General features: G+C 70.4%; 17 protein-coding genes. 9 read left to right on the top strand and 8 right to left on the bottom strand.

What is annotated here, in order from left to right; translation table 11 throughout:
- Positions 1-11 precede the first annotated feature (11 nt).
- The 4 genes from IEY61_RS17330 to IEY61_RS17315 are packed head-to-tail and all read right to left on the bottom strand — an operon-like array spanning position 12 to position 3246.
- On the bottom strand, positions 12-638 hold the full coding sequence (locus IEY61_RS17330; RefSeq protein ID WP_189045547.1) for a response regulator transcription factor: 627 nt from the start codon (positions 636-638) through the stop codon (positions 12-14).
- Positions 635-1828 (bottom strand): sensor histidine kinase, encoded by a 1194-nt coding sequence (locus tag IEY61_RS17325; RefSeq protein WP_189045545.1) that lies wholly within the window; start codon positions 1826-1828, stop codon positions 635-637. Before IEY61_RS17325 ends, IEY61_RS17330 begins: the two co-directional genes overlap by 4 nt.
- A 10-nt stretch (positions 1829-1838) precedes the next feature.
- A complete protein-coding gene (locus tag IEY61_RS17320) occupies positions 1839-2285 on the bottom strand; it encodes an ABA4-like family protein (RefSeq protein WP_189045543.1) in 447 nt (148 codons plus the stop codon).
- A gap of 31 nt (positions 2286-2316) precedes the next feature.
- On the bottom strand, positions 2317-3246 hold the full coding sequence (locus tag IEY61_RS17315) for a hypothetical protein (RefSeq protein WP_189045541.1): 930 nt from the start codon (positions 3244-3246) through the stop codon (positions 2317-2319).
- A 387-nt stretch (positions 3247-3633) separates the two neighbouring features.
- On the opposite strand from IEY61_RS17315, the gene IEY61_RS17310 reads away from it, so the two are divergent.
- Positions 3634-4011: a hypothetical protein gene (locus tag IEY61_RS17310; protein ID WP_229705994.1), complete on the top strand. Its 378-nt coding sequence runs from the start codon at positions 3634-3636 to the stop codon at positions 4009-4011.
- 560 nt (positions 4012-4571) lie between these two features.
- On the opposite strand, the gene IEY61_RS17305 is transcribed toward IEY61_RS17310, so the two are convergent.
- Positions 4572-5201, bottom strand: coding sequence for a CG0192-related protein (locus IEY61_RS17305; protein WP_189045537.1), 630 nt, complete (start codon positions 5199-5201; stop codon positions 4572-4574).
- A 46-nt stretch (positions 5202-5247) separates the two neighbouring features.
- Complete coding sequence (locus tag IEY61_RS17300) at positions 5248-6012, bottom strand: FadR/GntR family transcriptional regulator (RefSeq protein WP_229705993.1); 765 nt, start codon at positions 6010-6012, stop codon at positions 5248-5250.
- Between the two features lie 188 nt (positions 6013-6200).
- On the opposite strand from IEY61_RS17300, the gene IEY61_RS17295 reads away from it, so the two are divergent.
- From IEY61_RS17295 to IEY61_RS17260, 8 genes are all read left to right on the top strand, one after another.
- On the top strand, positions 6201-7442 hold the full coding sequence (locus IEY61_RS17295) for an ABC transporter substrate-binding protein (protein WP_189045533.1): 1242 nt from the start codon (positions 6201-6203) through the stop codon (positions 7440-7442).
- 70 nt (positions 7443-7512) lie between these two features.
- The gene (locus tag IEY61_RS17290) at positions 7513-8460 is read left to right on the top strand and encodes a carbohydrate ABC transporter permease (protein WP_229705992.1); all 948 of its coding nucleotides are present in this window, start codon (positions 7513-7515) and stop codon (positions 8458-8460) included.
- Entirely contained in the window at positions 8457-9272 is an 816-nt protein-coding gene (locus tag IEY61_RS17285) for a carbohydrate ABC transporter permease (protein ID WP_189045531.1), read from the top strand. The genes IEY61_RS17290 and IEY61_RS17285 overlap by 4 nt, the downstream gene beginning before the upstream one ends.
- 6 nt (positions 9273-9278) lie before the next feature.
- Positions 9279-10427 (top strand): galactonate dehydratase, encoded by a 1149-nt coding sequence (gene dgoD, locus IEY61_RS17280; protein ID WP_189045529.1) that lies wholly within the window; start codon positions 9279-9281, stop codon positions 10425-10427.
- Between the two features lie 2 nt (positions 10428-10429).
- Positions 10430-11065 carry a bifunctional 4-hydroxy-2-oxoglutarate aldolase/2-dehydro-3-deoxy-phosphogluconate aldolase gene (locus IEY61_RS17275; protein ID WP_189045527.1) on the top strand — a complete coding sequence of 212 codons (636 nt, stop codon included), beginning with the start codon at positions 10430-10432 and terminating at the stop codon, positions 11063-11065.
- Positions 11062-12015 (top strand): sugar kinase, encoded by a 954-nt coding sequence (locus IEY61_RS17270; protein WP_189045525.1) that lies wholly within the window; start codon positions 11062-11064, stop codon positions 12013-12015. The genes IEY61_RS17275 and IEY61_RS17270 overlap by 4 nt, the downstream gene beginning before the upstream one ends.
- Positions 12016-12043: 28 nt before the next feature.
- On the top strand, positions 12044-13273 hold the full coding sequence (gene manD, locus IEY61_RS17265) for a D-mannonate dehydratase ManD (RefSeq protein ID WP_189045523.1): 1230 nt from the start codon (positions 12044-12046) through the stop codon (positions 13271-13273).
- Positions 13263-13826 (top strand): gluconokinase, encoded by a 564-nt coding sequence (locus IEY61_RS17260; RefSeq protein WP_189045521.1) that lies wholly within the window; start codon positions 13263-13265, stop codon positions 13824-13826. Before manD ends, IEY61_RS17260 begins: the two co-directional genes overlap by 11 nt.
- A gap of 104 nt (positions 13827-13930) precedes the next feature.
- Here the strand turns inward: IEY61_RS17260 and IEY61_RS17255 are convergent, their stop codons facing one another.
- Together IEY61_RS17255 and IEY61_RS17250 are read right to left on the bottom strand one after the other, a co-directional pair.
- Positions 13931-14773, bottom strand: a complete 843-nt coding sequence (locus tag IEY61_RS17255; protein WP_189045519.1) for a DUF2705 family protein — start codon at positions 14771-14773, stop codon at positions 13931-13933.
- Positions 14770-15762 (bottom strand): ABC transporter ATP-binding protein, encoded by a 993-nt coding sequence (locus tag IEY61_RS17250; protein ID WP_189045517.1) that lies wholly within the window; start codon positions 15760-15762, stop codon positions 14770-14772. Before IEY61_RS17250 ends, IEY61_RS17255 begins: the two co-directional genes overlap by 4 nt.
- Between the last annotated feature and the right edge of the window lie 238 nt (positions 15763-16000).

Raw genomic sequence — 16000 nt, 5'->3', positions numbered from 1 at the left:
GGCGAGGTTGCTCAGACGCCGCGGGCGACCAGGGCCAGGCGTACCCGGTTCGGGCTGCCGGTCTTGCTCATCAGGCTGGTGATGTGGGTCTTCACCGTGGTGACACCGATGTGCAGCCGCTCGGCGATCTCCGCGTTGGAGAGTCCCTCGGCGACCAGGTCCAGCACCTCCTGTTCGCGGGTGGTCAGCCCGTCGACCGGCGGAGGCGCCTCGGCGCGGGCGTGCACCGCGCGCTGCACCAGGCGCCGCAGTACCTCCTGGCTGAACGGGCTGTCGCCGGCGGCGGCACGGCGGATGCCGTCCAGCAGATCGGTGGGCGGTGCGTCCTTGAGCAGGAACCCGCAGGCACCGGCGGTCAGCGCGGGATAGAGGTGGTCGTCGTCGCCGAACGTGGTCAGCACCAGCACGCGGGTGCCGGGTCGGTCGGCGAGGATCCGGCTGGTCGCGGTGATCCCGTCGACGCCCGGCATGCGCAGGTCCATGACCACGACGTCGGGCCGGAGTCGGGCGGCGCGGGCGATCGCCTCGCGGCCGTTGTCGGCCTCGCCGACGACCTCGATGTCCGGCTGGGCGTCGCAGAGCATGCGCAGCCCCGCGCGGATGAGATGCTGGTCGTCGACGAGCAGGACGCGGATCATGCCGGCTCCGTTCGGGCGAGGGAGGGGATCGGTGCGGCGGGCAGGACGGTACGCACCCGCCAGCCCGTACCCGTCGGACCCACCTCGAGCCGGCCGCCGAGGACCTCGACGCGTTCCCGCATGCCGGTGATGCCGTGACCGCCACCGGGCGGCACCGCGGTGGGCACCCGACCCCGCCCGTCGTCCACGACCTCCCAGTGCACGGCCCGCTCGACCAGCTGGACCGACAGCCGCGCCAACGCGGACGTCCCGGCGTGCTTGGCCACGTTGGTCAGCGACTCCTGGGTCAGGCGCAGCACCGCCAGACCCCGTACCGCGTCGATCGAACCGATCGCCGGGTCGATGTCGGCCTCCACGGTGATCCCGGCCTGCCGGGCCCGGTCGACCGCCGCGCCGAGAGCGGCCGGCAGCGCCGACGGCTCGATCGCGGTCAGCGCCGCGTCGCCGCGTACGCCGTCGGGGTCGCGCAGCACCGTGACCAGCCGGCGCAGGTCGGCCAGGGCCGCGCTGCCGGTGCCGTGCACGTCGTCGAAGACCGCACCCACCCTCGGGTCCAGATCGGTCAGCACGTGCCGGGCCACACCGACCCGCAGCACCATCGAGGCCACGTGATGCGCGACCACGTCGTGCAGCTCGCGGGCGATGGCGCTGCGCTCGTCGGCCCGGGCGGCCCGAGCCTCCGACTCGCGCCGGAGCTGCTTCTCCGCCGTCCGCTGCTGCGCCTGCTCCGCCAGTTCCCGGGTGGTCCGGATGACCAGGCCGAGCAGCAGCGGGACACCCACCTCCGCCAGCAGCCCGAACACGCCGGAGAGAAAGCGGGGGAGCGGGTCGCCGATCGAGTCGGTCAGGTCGACCGCGGCCAGCAGGCCGGCGGCCAGCCAGATGATCCGGGTCCGGTCGGCCCGCATGGTCAGTTCCAGCAGCGCCCAGCTGGCGCCGACCTGGTTGATCGTGCAGTCGTCCAACAGGACGATCGCGACGGCCAGCAACGCGGTCTGCCCGAGCAGGTTGACCAGCGGTCGACGGTGCAGCACCAGCCCGGCGGCGAACGCGATCACGGCGAGGATCCACTGGGTGGCCGTCGGCGTGCCCTGGACTCGGACGACCAGATACCCGATGCCGGCGAGAATGAGCAGCACCATCCGCACGAGAGGATCCCGCACGTCGAACAGTCGTCCCGCCCAGCTCACGGTGATCACCCTAGGTCGGGTTCGGCGCGGTGGCGACCACCCGCCGCGGCCATCGCGGCCGGATCGCCAGATACCCGGCCAGACCGAGCGGGCCGAGCAGGATCGTCAGCACCAGCACCGGTGCCATGGCCAGCGACGGTACCGCCCGTTCCCGGCTGTCGAGCCACGCCCAGCGACCGACGAACAGGTCGAAGGCGATCATGTGCGCCCAGGCCGCTGCCGCGCCGTTCGTCGTGCCCAGCAGGTCGCGGACCCCGTCCAGGGTCGGGGCCAGTACGGCCGGCAGCACCTCGCCGAGCGCCGGGATCACCAGGAGCGCGTAGATCACCAGGCCGGGAGCCACGATCAGCGGCGACCTGATGACTCGTGCGGTCACCGCCCATTTCGGCAGCAGGATCATCAGCGCCCAGAAGGGCGCGGCCACCGCGAACGTCAGCGTGAACAACAATCCGTTCATTCCTGCTCCTCTCCTCGCCGCCTGCGCTTGCTCATGCCGCCAGCGCCACTTCGGTTCGGCGGCCACGGGCCAGCACCAGCCCGGTGGCGGCCACCGTGGCGGCCACCAGCGCCGCACCGACGGCCAGGGTGAGCGCGTCCGGCCGCAGCAGCGGCTGCCCGCGCAGCGCCTGCCAGGTCAACAGGATGGTCAGCGCCCCGTACGCGACGCCAGCGACCAGCATCAGCCGTGCTCGGGTACGGCCGTCCAGGCGGTCACCGCGGAACCGCCCCAGCAGGATCGCCAGGATCGGCAGCACCTGCAACGCGTGCATCCCCACGAAGTGACCGATCCGCAGGTCGCCGCCGATGGTGCTCCACCCCACCAGCGGCAGCCCGGGACCGCCGTCGGCCACACCCACGCTGTGCGCCCCGGCGATCCCCTCGACGGCCGAGGCCTGGCCGGGCAGCACCATCGGCATCGCCACCAGCATCCCGAGCGCCGCCAGACCCAGCCCGAGCCCGATCGCGTACCGGCCGGCCCGGTCCGCGACCGGCTGCCGCAGCACCACGACGCCGAGCACGAGGTGCGCCGCGAACAACACCATGATCGCGATGCCCATCAGCAGGAACAGGACGCCGTTCAGCGGACTGGTCGCGTTGTAGTGGCTGGTCGTACCGCGCACCACCTGCCCGACGACGATCACCATCTCCACCACCCCCATCGCCACGATGAGGGTGCCCGCCCACTCGGCGACCCGGCTGCGCCGCCGCAGCAGGGAGAGCAGCCAGGCCAGCGTGATGCCGTACAGCACGAACGACACCGAGAACTTGAACGGCTTGAGCCAGATCGGCACGCCGGTCAGCACCCGATCGTCGGCGACGATACCGACGGCGGAGACGACGGCGAGCCCCGCCATCGCCCAGACGAACACCATCAACGGACGGTGCCAGGCCCCTGCCTGGCGTAGGTAACTACTCATGTCAGTAGATGCTGGTCGGCGCGTACGCCCACCGCGCCCGACCTCAAGCCTCAGATCCGACCAACCGTCCTACGGCGCCTCCTACCCCGGTAGGAGACGAAAGGAAGGGCCCCCTTTCAACGCCGTCCCCATGGCCTCATCGCCGCCGTGACCAGCAGTTATCCCACTACGCAATGACTCTGCGCGGGCGCCGATTGCTCAAATTTTCCTCAAGGTGCCCGTGAATCTGGCGCGCCGATCCACGGGCACGTAGATTCAAACAACTGAGAGTTGCCTGGCCAGCGGCACTCGGAAGGTCCGTGGCATGCGGGGTCGGGCCCACATCGACCATTCAAGAGAGCAAAGAATGGAGCAGGTATGCGCTGGTTGCGGAGATCAAGTGTGTTGATGGCGGCGATCGCGACAATCATCCTCGGGATGGCCACACAAGCGCAGGCGGCAGTGCCGCCTGCGAACGTGGGCTGGCTCTATACCACGAGCGGAAGCGGTGCAGTATTCTTCGACGCCGATTTGTCCGGGTATCCGTCGTACGAAAAAATCACGGTTTGCGACAACCGCTCCGATGGCCGCGGGATCGTGGCGGTCCTGGCCGGTGATTATGGAGGGCAAGGGGTGGTGGTCAAGGATCCATCCAACAATGGCAACTGTGTTTCGGTGCAGGGTAACTATTTCTCGGATGGTTACGGCGTCCACGTCCAGGTTTGCGAATATTGGAGTTCTCCTACCCAGTACGCCAATTGTAACCATGGATGGGGCGTAGCGTAACGCCGCGGTAACTGGTTATTGTGGCGTCCGTCGCGTCGCTCGGGCGGCGCGGAGGGCGTCATTCCAGTTATTCCCTGCAGGGTGCCGAAATTGGATTCCAGCTGCTGACCTGCGGCTTCAAGGATTTGTTCAGGCGCCGGGTGGTATTCGTTTGATGACTCCTCCCAGCCGTTGTCGGCGTTGATCGACAGGGCTATTGCCTGGTCGGCCGCGTTGCCGAGGTCGAGAGGCGGATCGGCCACTACCGCGCGAAGGTGAAGCAAGCGTCCAGTCAGTACACCCGCCACATCGGCCGGCGGGTGAGCCAGCGCACGAGACCATGCTGTGGATGAACAGTACGGCCCGGTCGGTCCGCTGGGCACCTACCAGATCCGGGCCACCGTAACGGGGCACACCTGGGACGCACCACCAACTCGTTCTCCGTCAACGGCTGAGAAGCGCCAGCCGGACCGTCTCACCCGCTCGGCGAGAAATCCTCCCAGGTCAAAGTGCCCGTCGTCGCGCCGTCGCGTGCCAGATTGACGCCGAGGCCGGTACGCGCGGCCTGCCCGGTCGGGCCGTCAGCGCACCGAGGCGTACGCCAGTGGGGCGCTGGTGCCGTCCCAGGTGCCGGTCAGCGTGGCCCCGGCCAGGGCGGCGCCGATGCTGCCGGGACGCCGGACCACGGCCAGCTCGACGGTGTCGGTGACGATCAGCGTCGGGTCGCCCTGCTCCACTCGTCGCACCGCCCCCACGGCCGGGACCTCGGTCTCGCCGGCGGCGTCGGTGGCGATGTCCATGTTGGGCGGGCGTACCTTGCGCTCGCCGTCGACCTCGAAGTACTCCTCCGCCTGGCCGCTACCGGCGAGGACGGCGTTGGCCAGCGCGGCGGCGTAGACCGGGTCGCCGCAGGCGTCATAGATCCAGCGGGTGCCCAGCACCGAGTGCTCCATGGTGCCCACCAGCCACTCCTCGGCACCGGGCAGCGGTGCCCCACGGTAGGTCAGCGGCACCTGGTGGACCGGGCCGGCGCCGGCGCGGACGAGCAGCGTCTCGATGCCGACCTCTCCGGCCGGGTCGTCGAACCGGTACGCGGCCACACGCGCCACCTCGGCGTCGGTGTCGCCCTGGTACCAGTCACGGCCGGGCAGCCAGGTCGCCAACAGTTCCAGTTTGGTGGGACGGATGTCCGCGCGGTGCAGCAAGGCCATGCGCCGCATCGTACGCGGCAAGATCAGGGCGCTGTTGGCCCCGGGATCAGGCCGGGTGCGGGTTGAGGTTCTGCTCCCAGATCGAGGACATCTCGTCGAAGGCGTGTTCCATGATCTGCACCATGGCGCGGCGGGCCCCGTCGCCGTCGCCGCGTTGGATCGCCTGGGCGACGGCGGCGTGCCGCTGGAGTGCTTCCTCGTGCGGATGGCGCGGCATCAGGTGGTAGTGGTGGCGGCCGGTTAGCACCTCGGCGACCAGGTCCTGGAGCTTGACGAACATCTCGTTGCCGGAGGCGCGCAGCACCCCACAGTGGAACTCGATGTCCAGGCTGAGGAAGCGCTGATCATCGCCGGCCTTGCCGGCGGCCCACATCTTGGCGGCGAGGCCGACCAGGTCGCTGGCGTCGTCGTGGCTGATCCGGTGGGCGGCGAGCCAGGCGGCGTGCGGCTCCACTGCGGTACGCAGCTCGGTGATCGAGCGCAGTTGGGCGATGCGCCCGGCCGAGGCCAGCCGCCACCGGATGACCTGGGGATCGAAGACGTTCCAGTCGCGGGCCGGGCGGATCAGGACGCCGACCCGCCGGCGGGTCTCGATGAAGCCCATCGACGCGAGCACCCGCAGCACCTCGCGGATCACCGAGCGGGACACCGCGTAGCGGTCGACCAGTTCGTCGATGTTGAGCACGGCTCCCGCGGCCAGTTCACCACCGCAGATGGCGGTGCCGAGGTGGTCGAGGACGCGTCCGTGCAGCCCGGCCTCGGCAGGGGCGGCCTGGACGGGTGCTGCCACCCCTGGTGAGGTCAGATCCACAGGCTGGATCATATCAGTTGGGTCTACCTCTTGTATAAGTCTGCTTTATCGGCCTAGCATCCGGACGATAAGCGGATGTAACCGGCCGACTTGCGCCCCGTCCCCCCGAGGCGCTGGCCAGAACAGAAGGAGAGACGGACGTGGGACGTCGATCGAAAATTGGGACATCTCTGGCGGTTGTGGCCGCCATGACGCTGTCCGCCTGTGGCGGCGGTGGTGACGACAGCGGTGCCTCGGACACCGTTCGGGTGACGTTGGTGAACCACGTCTGGACCGAGAACATCCGCAAGGCGCTGCCGGAGTTCGAGAAGCAGAGCGGCCTCAAGGTCGAGGTGACCCAGCTCGGCGAGGACCAGCTCTCGGACCAGTACAACGTCAAGCTCAACGCCGGCTCCAGCGACATCGACGTGATGATGTACCGGCCGCTGCAGGAAGGCCGGCTGTTCGCCAAGAACAAGTACCTCGCCGACCTGACCGACAAGGCGAAGGAGAGCGGCGACTTCGACCTCGGGGACTTCCAGGCGGCGCCGCTGGGCTCCACCACCTACGAGGAGAAGGTGGTCGGTATCCCGATCATCACCGAGCAGCAGGTGCTCTACTACCGCAAGGACCTGCTGGAGAAGTCCGGCTTCACCGCCCCGCCGCAGACGCTCGACGAGCTGAAGACCCAGGCCGCGAAGATCCAGGCGGACAACCCGGGCGTGGCTGGCTTCGTCGCCCGCACCGGTAAGGCCGCGGCCGTCACCCAGTTCTCCAGCTTCCTGTTCAGCTTCGGCGGCGACTTCGTCGACGAATCGGGCAAGTCCGCCGTCAACAGCGACGCCGCCAAGCAGGCGTACGCCTACTACGGCGGCATGCTGCGCGAGCACGGGCCGGCCAACATCAGCACCGACATGAGCTGGTCGGAGGCGATGGCGATCTTCACCCAGGGCCAGGCCGCCTTCTACCCGGAGGCCAACTCGCTCTACAAGAACGCCACCGACCCTGCCAAGTCGAAGGTCTCCGAGACCGTCGGGTTCGCGCCGTTCCCGACCGGACCGGCCGGCTCGAAGCCGTACAACGTCCCCTCCTGGGGCCTTGCCGTCAACGACGCCTCGAAGAACCAGACCAACGCCTGGAAGTTCATCGAGTGGGCGGCCGGCAAGGAGCAGACGCTGACGCAGCAGAAGGCCGGCGTGCCCGGTGCGCGTACCTCCGTCTGGGAGAACCCGGAGGGCATCGCCACCTACCCGAAGGACATGGCCGACGCGATCACGGTGAGCCTCGCCAACGGCGTGGGCCACGACCGGCCGCTGGTCGAGCGGGTGGCGCAGGCCCGGGAGATCGTCGGACAGCCGATCGTCGACGCCATCACCGGCAAGGACGCCGCGGCCTCGGCCGACACCGCGCACGAGGCGTTCCAGAAGTTCCTGGACGACGAGGCCCGCTAAACCCGATCGCGGGGGTGGTGCGGGTTGCCGCCCCGCCACCCCCGCCCGGCCTCCCCACCACGGAGATCTGATGCCAGCAGTCACCGCACCCAGCAGGGCCGCCCGCGGCGCCGCCGCCATGCCCGACACGCCCGGTTGGGCGCGTTGGGTCAACCACCATCGCAAGTGGCTCTTCGCGGCCCCGGCCATGGCCTTCGTCGCCGCCCTGATCATCTTTCCGCTCGCCTGGACGCTCTACCTCAGCCTCACCGACTCCTCGGGATCGGTCCGCGCCGAGTCGGAGTTCATCGGCTTCCGCAACTACCTCGACGTGCTCAGCGACACCGCCCGGTTCTGGCCCGCCGTGGGGCGGACCGCCGCGTTCACCGGCGTCGCGCTCTTCTTCGAGGTCGTCCTCGGCATGGCGATCGCCCTGCTGCTGTGGCGACCGTTCCGGGGCGAGAAATGGGTCCGGGTCGCCATCCTGCTGCCGCTGGTCGCCACCCCGGTGGCCGTCGGCATGATGTGGCGGCTCATCTTCGACCCCAACATCGGTATGGCCAACCAGGTGCTGGGTTGGGTCGGTATCGGCCCGCAGCCGTGGCTGGCCGGTCAGCACACCGCGCTGCCCACCACCATCTTCATCGACATCTGGCAGTGGACGCCGATGGTGGTGCTGATCCTGCTCGCCGGGCTGACCTCGCTCTCCGACGAGCCGCAGGAAGCGGCGATGATCGACGGCGCCAGCGCCTGGCAGCGTTTCCGGCACGTCACCCTGCCGCTGCTGATGCCCACGGTGATCGTCGCGGTCCTGCTGCGCGGCATCGACGCGCTGAAGACCTTCGACATCCTCTACGCCACCAAGGGCCGCGGCGGCGGTTCCTTCCACGAGGTGGAGACCCTCAACGTGTACGCCTACGGCCTGAGCTTCGACTACAACGAGTACGGCCTCTCCTCAACGGTGCTGATCCTGTTCTTCCTGATCATCATCGGTTCGATGTGGGCGCTCACCGCCCGACGTAAGGGGGCCGGCCGATGAAGCCACGCACCGGGTTCCGGGTGTTCCGCGCGGTGGCACTGGTGATCGTGGTGCTCTCGCTGGTGGCACCGCTGCTCTGGATGGTCGCCGCGTCGTTCAAGACCAACGTCGACATCTACGACTCCGCCAAGGCGCTGGTCTTCACGCCCACCCTGACCAACTACGAGACGGTCCTGCAACAGGCCAACTACGTCCAGTTCATCGGCAACAGCCTCTGGGTGGCCTTCGCGGCGACCATGCTGTCGCTGCTGCTCGGCGTGCCGGCCGCATACTCGATGAGCCGGTTCAACATGCGCAAGTCGGCGCTGGTGGTGCTGATGGCCCGGGTCATCCCCGGCGTCTCGCTGCTGGTGCCCTGGTACTACGTCTTCTCGAACCTGCGCATGGTCGGCGGCTTCAGCGTGCTGATCCTGAGCCACATGTTCGTCTCGCTGCCGCTGATCGTCTACATCATGATGGGCTACTTCGACGGCCTGCCGGAGGAGTTGGAGGAGGCGGCGCTCGTCGACGGCCTCACCCACATCGGCGCGTTCCGCCGGATCACGTTGCCGCTGTCCCTGCCGGGCATCGCCACCGCCGGCATCCTGTCCTTCATCTTCTCCTGGAACAACTTCATGTTCGCCCTGGTGCTCTCCGGCGCGGACACGAAGACCCTGCCCGTGGCGATCTTCGACTTCGTCGGTTACGCCAGCATCGACTGGGGCGGCCTGATGGCGGCGACCACCGTGGTCACCCTGCCGATCATGCTCATCGCCCTGTTCGTGCAGAAGTACATCGTCTCCGGACTCACCGCGGGCGCGACGAAGGGCTGATCGATCATGACCATCATTTCCCGCGTCGAGACCTTCCTCGTCGCACCCCGCTGGCTCTTCGTCCGGGTGGAGACCACCGACGGGCTGGTCGGCTGGGGCGAGGCGACCTGCGAGGGCCGCTCCGAGACCGTACGCACCGCCGTCGAGCAGCTCAGCGAGCTGCTCGTCGGCCGGGACGCGCTGCGCATCGAGGACCACTGGCAGGTGCTGACCAAGGGCTCCTTCTACCGGGGCGGCCCGATCCTGGCCAGCGCCGTCGCCGGCCTCGACCAGGCGCTGTGGGACATCGCCGGCAAGCGGTACGGCGCCCCGGTGCACCAACTGCTCGGCGGTCCCGTCCGGGACCGGATCCGCGTCTACGGCTGGGTCGGCGGTGACGAGCCCGGCGAGGTGCGCGACCAGATCGCCGCACGGGTGGAGGCGGGGCTGACCGCCGTGAAGATGAACGCCTCCGGCCGGATGAGCCCGCTCGCCTCCGTCGCCGAACTCGACGCGGTGGTGCAGCGGGTCGCTGCCGCCCGCGAGGTGCTCGGCGAGCACCGCGACGTGGCCGTGGACTTCCACGGCCGGTTCACCCTCGCCAACGCCCGCCGGGTGGCGCCGCTGCTGGAGCCGTACCGGCCGCTGTTCCTCGAGGAACCGGTGGTGCCGGAGAACTCCCACCTGATCGGCGAGTTCGTCCGCTCCACCACCATCCCGGTGTCGACGGGGGAGCGGCTCTACAGCCGGCAGGAGTTCCTGCCGGTGCTGCAGGCCGGCATCGCGGTGGCCCAGCCGGACCTCGCGCACGCCGGCGGCATCACCGAGGTACGCAAGATCGCCGCGCTGGCCGAGGTGTACGACGTGCAACTCGCCCCGCACTGCCCGCTCGGCCCGATCGCCCTGGCCGCCTGCCTCCAGGTCGGCTTCGCCACGCCGAACTACCTGATCCAGGAACAGAGCATCGGCATCCACTACAACCTCGGCGCCGAGGTGCTCGACTACTGCGTCGACCAGCAGCCACTGGCCTTCGTCGACGGGTACGTGCAGCGACTCACCGCCCCCGGCCTGGGCATCGAGATCGACGAGCAGGCGGTACGCGCGGCCGACAAGAGGGGTCACGCCTGGCGCAGCCCCACCTTCCGGCACCCCGACGGCTCGTACGCGGAGTGGTGACCATGGCTGTCGACCTCACCGCCGAACTCGCCGCCACCCGGCTGCTGGCGGTCATCCGGGGCAGCGACACCGCCGCCGCGATCGCCACCGGCACCGCCCTGCTCGCCGAGGGCGTGTCGATCGTCGAGGTGGCCCTGACCACCCCCGGGGCGCTCGACGCCATCGCGGCCATCCGGGCGAGCGCCCCGGCCGACACGTTCGTCGGCGCCGGCACGGTGCTCACCGTCGCCGACGTCGCCGACGTGGTGGCGGCCGGCGCGCAGTTCGTGGTCACCCCGGCCGTGGTCGACTCGATCGCCGAAGCGGCCCGTCGGGGCCTGCCGGTCGCGGCCGGCGCCCTCACTCCCACCGAGGCGTACACGGCGGTGCGGCTCGGGGCCAGCGTGGTGAAGCTCTTCCCGGCGTCGGTCGGCGGGCCGGCGTACCTGAAGGCGGTGCGCGACCCGTTCCCGGACATCCCGTTCGTCGCGGTCGGCGGGGTGGGCCTGACCGAGCTGCCCGCCTACCTGTCGGCCGGGGCGATCGCCGTCGGTGTCGGCGGCCCGCTGGTGGGCGACGCCGCCTCCGGCGGCGACCTCGGCGCGTTGCGCGAACGCGCCCGCTCCTACCTCGCAGCCGTCCGCGGAGTGCGGTCATGAGCGACCTGGATTTGCTCACCGTCGGCGAGGCGTTGGTGTCGCTGCGCTCGTCCGGCCCGCTGGCCGTCGGCGGGCCGCTGACCATGCACCTGGCCGGCGCCGAGTCGAACGTGGCCATCGGCCTCGCCCGGCTCGGTCACCGGGCCGCCTGGGTCGGCCGGGTCAGCGACGACGAGCTGGGCGAGTTCGTACTGCGGCAGTTGCGTGCCGAGGGCGTCGACACCGCCGGGGTCCGCCGTGACCCGGACCGGCCGTCGGGGCTGATGTTCCTGGAGCGGCGTACCGCCGACGTGTCCCGGGTGCGCTACCACCGGGCCGGTTCGGCGGGGTCGGCGCTCTGCGTCGACGACCTGCGCGCCCCGCTCGCGGCCGGCCCCCGCCTGCTGCACCTGACCGGGATCACCCCGGCGCTGTCCGACAGTGCCCGCGACGCCGCGACCTGGGCGGTACGGACGGCGGCGGAGTCCGGCATCCCGGTCTGCCTGGACGTCAACTACCGGTCCGGGCTCTGGTCCCGGGAGCAGGCCCGGTCGACCCTGGCTCCACTGGCCGGGTACGCCTCGGTCGTCGTCGCCTCCGCCGACGAGCTGGACCTGGTCGCCGAGCCCGACGCCGACGAGAACGCCGCCGTGGCCGACCTGCTCCGCGGTGGCGTGCGCACGGTGCTGGTCAAGCTCGGCGCCGACGGTGCCCGCGCCCACACCGCCGACGGTGTGCGGCACGTCCCGGCGGTGCCGGTCACCGCCGTGGACACCGTCGGCGCGGGCGACGCCTTCACCGCCGGCTACCTCTCCGGGCACCTCGACGGGTTGGATCTCGTCGACCGGCTCCGGCGCGCGGTGGCGCTCGGGGCCTTCGCGGTCGCCGGTCACGGCGACTGGGAGGGCCTGCCCCGCCGCGACGAGTTGTCCCTGATCACCGGCAGCGCCGCCGGCACCACCCTGCGCTGAGCATCACCTGCTGAGAAAGGCACCCCTCGTGAAGATCGTCGCCGCCGACGTCATCGTCTCCAGTCCGGACCGCAACTTCGTCACCTTGAAGATCACCACCGAGGACGGCATCACCGGGCTGGGCGACGGCACCCTCAACGGGCGTGAACTCTCCGTCGCCTCGTACCTGCGCGACCACGTCGTCCCGCTGCTGCTCGGCCGGGACGCGCACCGGATCGAGGACGCCTGGCAGTTCCTCTACCGCTCGGCGTACTGGCGGCGCGGCCCGGTCACCATGGCGGCCATCGCCGCGGTGGACGTCGCGCTCTGGGACATCAAGGCCAAGGCCGCCGGCATGCCGCTCTACCAGCTGCTCGGCGGCGCGTCGCGCAACGGCATCATGGCGTACGGGCACGCCTCGGGCCGGGACCTGCCGGAGCTGTTCGACTCGATCCGCGCGCACCTGGAACTCGGCTTCCGCTCGATCCGGGTGCAGACCTCGGTGCCCGGCATCAACGCGGTGTACGGGGTCGCCGCCCAGCCGAGCACCGACGGCACCCGGTACGACTACGAGCCGGCCCAGCGCACCCCGCTGCCGGCCGAGGAGGACTGGGACACCCGCGCGTACCTGCGGCACCTGCCCGGCGTCTTCGAGGCGGTCCGCAACGAGTTCGGTCCGGAGCTGCCGCTGCTGCACGACGGCCACCACCGGATGACTCCGATCCAGGCCGCCAAGCTGGGCAAGGCCCTCGAGCCGTACGACCTGTTCTGGCTGGAGGACTGCACCCCGGCGGAGAACCAGGAGGCGCTGCGGCTGGTCCGCCAGCACACCACCACGCCGCTGGCGATCGGCGAGGTCTTCAACACGGTGTGGGACTACCAGACCCTGATCCGGGAACAGCTGATCGACTACGTACGCTCCGCCGTCACCCACACCGGGGGCATCACCGCGATGCGCAAGCTGCTCGACTTCGCCGCCCAGTACCAGATCAAGTCGGGCATCCACGGCCCGACCGACATCTCGCCGGTCGGCATGGCCGCCGCGCTGCACCTGGACCTGGCCATCCACAACTTCGGCATCCAGGAGTACATGCGGCACGGGCCGCTCACCGACGAGGTGTTCCGCCAGTCGTTCACCTTCACCGACGGCTACCTGCACCCCGGCGAGCAGCCCGGCCTGGGTGTGGAACTCGACGAGGAGGCTGCCGCGCGGTTCCCGTACCAGCCGGCGTACCTGCCGTTCAACCGGCTGATGGACGGGACGGTCCATGACTGGTGACCGGTCGACCCGGCACGTCGTGGTGATGGGCGTGTCTGGCGCGGGCAAGACGACCGTGGCCCAGGGCATCGCCAGGCTGACCGGGCTGACCTTCGCCGAGGCGGACGAGTTCCACTCCGAGGCCAGCGTGGCCCGGATGCGCTCCGGCGTACCGCTGGACGACGACGCCCGCTGGCCGTGGCTGCGCGACCTGGCCGGCTGGATGGCGTCCCGCCACCGGGAGGGCGTGTCGACGGTGTTGGCCTGCTCGGCGCTCAAGCGCTCCTACCGCGAGGTGCTGCGTCAGGGCCCGCCGAGCGTGGACTTCGTGCACCTGGCCGGGCCGACCGAGGTCATCCGGGCGCGAATGTCGACCCGGGCCCATCCATACATGCCAGCGAGCCTGCTCGACTCGCAGACCGCGACCCTGGAACCGCTCCGGCCGGACGAGCCCGGTGTCGTGCTCGACCTCCGGCTGTCCACGGACGAGCTCGTCGCCGCGGCGGTCGAGCGGCTCGGCCTGCCGGTGCGTGGGGTGCCGGCGGCGCCCGAGCGGCAGCCGTACCCCCGGTAACCTGCGGGCACGGCAGGCGGCGACCCGGCCGGGGAGGGCCGGGTCGCCGCCGCACAGGGTCAGTTCACCGCTCGGGATGGCGGCGGACGAGGTTTTGTAACGTCTCAGCTGACGTCCCGACGCGCCGCCAGCCAGCTGCCCAGCCCGAACATGAGCAGGGTGTACCCGAGCAGGACGATGACCGGCAGCAGGGCACTGGATGATTCCATCACCCCGGGCGTGCCCCCGTCGAACTGGGAGCGCGCGCCCAAGGCACCGGCCAGCGCCCCGGAACTGGGGGCCAGCAGGACCTTCTGCAGCAGCTGCAGCGGGCTCAGGACGAGGGCGAGCCCGCTGATCGCGTTCTCCAGGACCAGCGTCCAGACCAGACCGACCGCGATCGCGGTCGCGGTGCTCCGGAAGGCGATGGCCAGGAACCAGCCGACACTCGCGTGCGCGGTGCAGATCAGCCAGGCCGCCGCCACCGCTCCGGCCAGGTCCGCAGCGGGTGGCCAGCCGGGCGCGCGCCCCTCCACCATCGCGAGCAGGCCGGTGACCAGGGCCAGCGCGCCGAAGGTGAGCACCGCGATCAGCAGGGTCAGGCCACACAGGACGACGGCGTGCCCGGCTAGCACCTGCCCACGCCGAGGCCGCTGGGTGAAGATCAGGTTCAGCGTTCCCCAGCGGTACTCGTTGCCGACGACCAACGCGCCGAGGATGACCACGATGGCGCCCCCGAAGAGTGGGAACAGCCCGATCCCGGTGGTGACCAGCTGGCCCGGCAGGACGGCGGCGAGCAGGGACTCGGCGGCGTCGGCCTGCTCCGGGTCGCCGGCCAGTCCCAGGTGTACGAGGTACGGGATGCCGATGCCGAACGCGAGGGCGAGGATGGTCCAGGTCGCGGTGACCGTCCACACCGCTGGCCGCCGGCGATCGGCAAACCAGGCTGCCCGCACCGAGGCGATCATCGGCTGGCTCCTGTCGTCACTTCCGGCCCGTCGGTCGGCTCGGCGATCTTCTGCTCGCGGTCGGCGTCGGCGGCGTCGGACCGGTGCGTTGCGGTCAGTTCCAGGAAGGCCTCCTCCAACGAATGGCGCAGCGGGCGCAGTTCCCGCACGTCGATCCCGGCGGTTACCAGCCGCCGGTTGAGCTCGGCGGCCAGGGCTGGATCGGCGGTGACGTGAAGTCGTCCGTCGACCGCTTCCACCGCCCGGACCAGGTCGTGCTCGCGTAGGCAGGCGACCGCCCGGTCGACCGGCTCGGCGTCGATCAGCAGCATCCCGGTGCCCAGCGCCCCCCGCAGCTCGTCGGGCGTGCCTTCGGCGACCAGCCGGCCGCGGTTGATGACCGCGATCCGGTCGCAGACCTGCTCCACCTCGGCGAGGACGTGACTGGACAGCAGTACGGTGTGGCCCCGCTGCCCGAGTGAGCGCAGCAATTCCCGCATCTCCGAGACGCCTGCCGGATCGAGGCCGTTGGTCGGCTCGTCGAGGATCAGCAGGATCGGCTCCTTGAGCAGCGCGGTGGCCACCCCCAGCCGCTGCTTCATGCCCAGCGAGTAGGTCCGGTACGGCGACCCGGCGCGGTCGCTGAGGCCCACCTCGGACAGCACCCGGTCGGCGGCGCTGTCCGGCATGCCGGCGTACCGGGCCGCCAGCCGGAGGTTGTCCCGGCCGGACAGGTGTGGGTAGAAGGCGGGCGACTCGATCAGCGCACCCACCCGGGCCAGTTGGCCCGGCGTGCCCGGCGGCTGCCCCAACACCCGGATGTGCCCGCTGCTCGGCCGGACGAGCCCGACCAGCATGCGCATGGTGGTCGTCTTGCCGGCCCCATTCGGCCCCAGGAAGCCGAGCACCTCGCCCTCGCGCACCCGAAGGTCGAGGCCGTCGACCGCCGTGACCCCGCCCTGATAACGCTTGGTGACGGCCTCCAGTTCGATGGCGAAACGGTCGTCCATCAACGGGACGCCGTAACCGGAAAATCGGGCAATGGGGGCCCGTGACGTAGGTTTCTTCGAATTCTCATGTGAAGTACCTCGAATTCCCGACCGCCACGGTGGGTTGCTTGCATGTCACCAATTAACTGTCCGTAAAGTCGAGCCGGTGTCGGTGGCGGTGGCGCTCCCGGGGTCGGGTGCGCCACTGGTCGGCGTCCGCGCCCCGCGCCAGTGGCCACAAATGGGCGTCTGACCTGGG

The sequence above is a fragment of the Micromonospora sonchi genome (genome assembly GCF_014646235.1).
GTDB lineage: Bacteria > Actinomycetota > Actinomycetes > Mycobacteriales > Micromonosporaceae > Micromonospora > Micromonospora sonchi.
The sequence above is the reverse complement of the archived record's forward strand: the minus strand, read 5'-3'. Positions and strand labels throughout refer to the sequence as shown.

Excerpts from the sequence above, each read along its gene's own strand:
- IEY61_RS17320 (WP_189045543.1), bottom strand. The coding sequence starts at position 2,285 with ATGAACGGATTGTTGTTCACGCTGACGTTCGCGGTGGCCGCGCCCTTC.
- IEY61_RS17330 (WP_189045547.1), bottom strand. The coding sequence starts at position 638 with ATGATCCGCGTCCTGCTCGTCGACGACCAGCATCTCATCCGCGCGGGG.
- IEY61_RS17250 (WP_189045517.1), bottom strand. The coding sequence starts at position 15,762 with ATGGACGACCGTTTCGCCATCGAACTGGAGGCCGTCACCAAGCGTTAT.
- IEY61_RS17285 (WP_189045531.1), top strand. The coding sequence starts at position 8,457 with ATGAAGCCACGCACCGGGTTCCGGGTGTTCCGCGCGGTGGCACTGGTG.
- IEY61_RS17260 (WP_189045521.1), top strand. The coding sequence starts at position 13,263 with ATGACTGGTGACCGGTCGACCCGGCACGTCGTGGTGATGGGCGTGTCT.
- IEY61_RS17290 (WP_229705992.1), top strand. The coding sequence starts at position 7,513 with ATGCCAGCAGTCACCGCACCCAGCAGGGCCGCCCGCGGCGCCGCCGCC.
- IEY61_RS17270 (WP_189045525.1), top strand. The coding sequence starts at position 11,062 with ATGAGCGACCTGGATTTGCTCACCGTCGGCGAGGCGTTGGTGTCGCTG.
- IEY61_RS17275 (WP_189045527.1), top strand. The coding sequence starts at position 10,430 with ATGGCTGTCGACCTCACCGCCGAACTCGCCGCCACCCGGCTGCTGGCG.
- dgoD (WP_189045529.1), top strand. The coding sequence starts at position 9,279 with ATGACCATCATTTCCCGCGTCGAGACCTTCCTCGTCGCACCCCGCTGG.
- IEY61_RS17315 (WP_189045541.1), bottom strand. The coding sequence starts at position 3,246 with ATGAGTAGTTACCTACGCCAGGCAGGGGCCTGGCACCGTCCGTTGATG.
- IEY61_RS17295 (WP_189045533.1), top strand. The coding sequence starts at position 6,201 with ATGACGCTGTCCGCCTGTGGCGGCGGTGGTGACGACAGCGGTGCCTCG.
- IEY61_RS17310 (WP_229705994.1), top strand. The coding sequence starts at position 3,634 with ATGGCGGCGATCGCGACAATCATCCTCGGGATGGCCACACAAGCGCAG.
- IEY61_RS17305 (WP_189045537.1), bottom strand. The coding sequence starts at position 5,201 with ATGGCCTTGCTGCACCGCGCGGACATCCGTCCCACCAAACTGGAACTG.
- IEY61_RS17255 (WP_189045519.1), bottom strand. The coding sequence starts at position 14,773 with ATGATCGCCTCGGTGCGGGCAGCCTGGTTTGCCGATCGCCGGCGGCCA.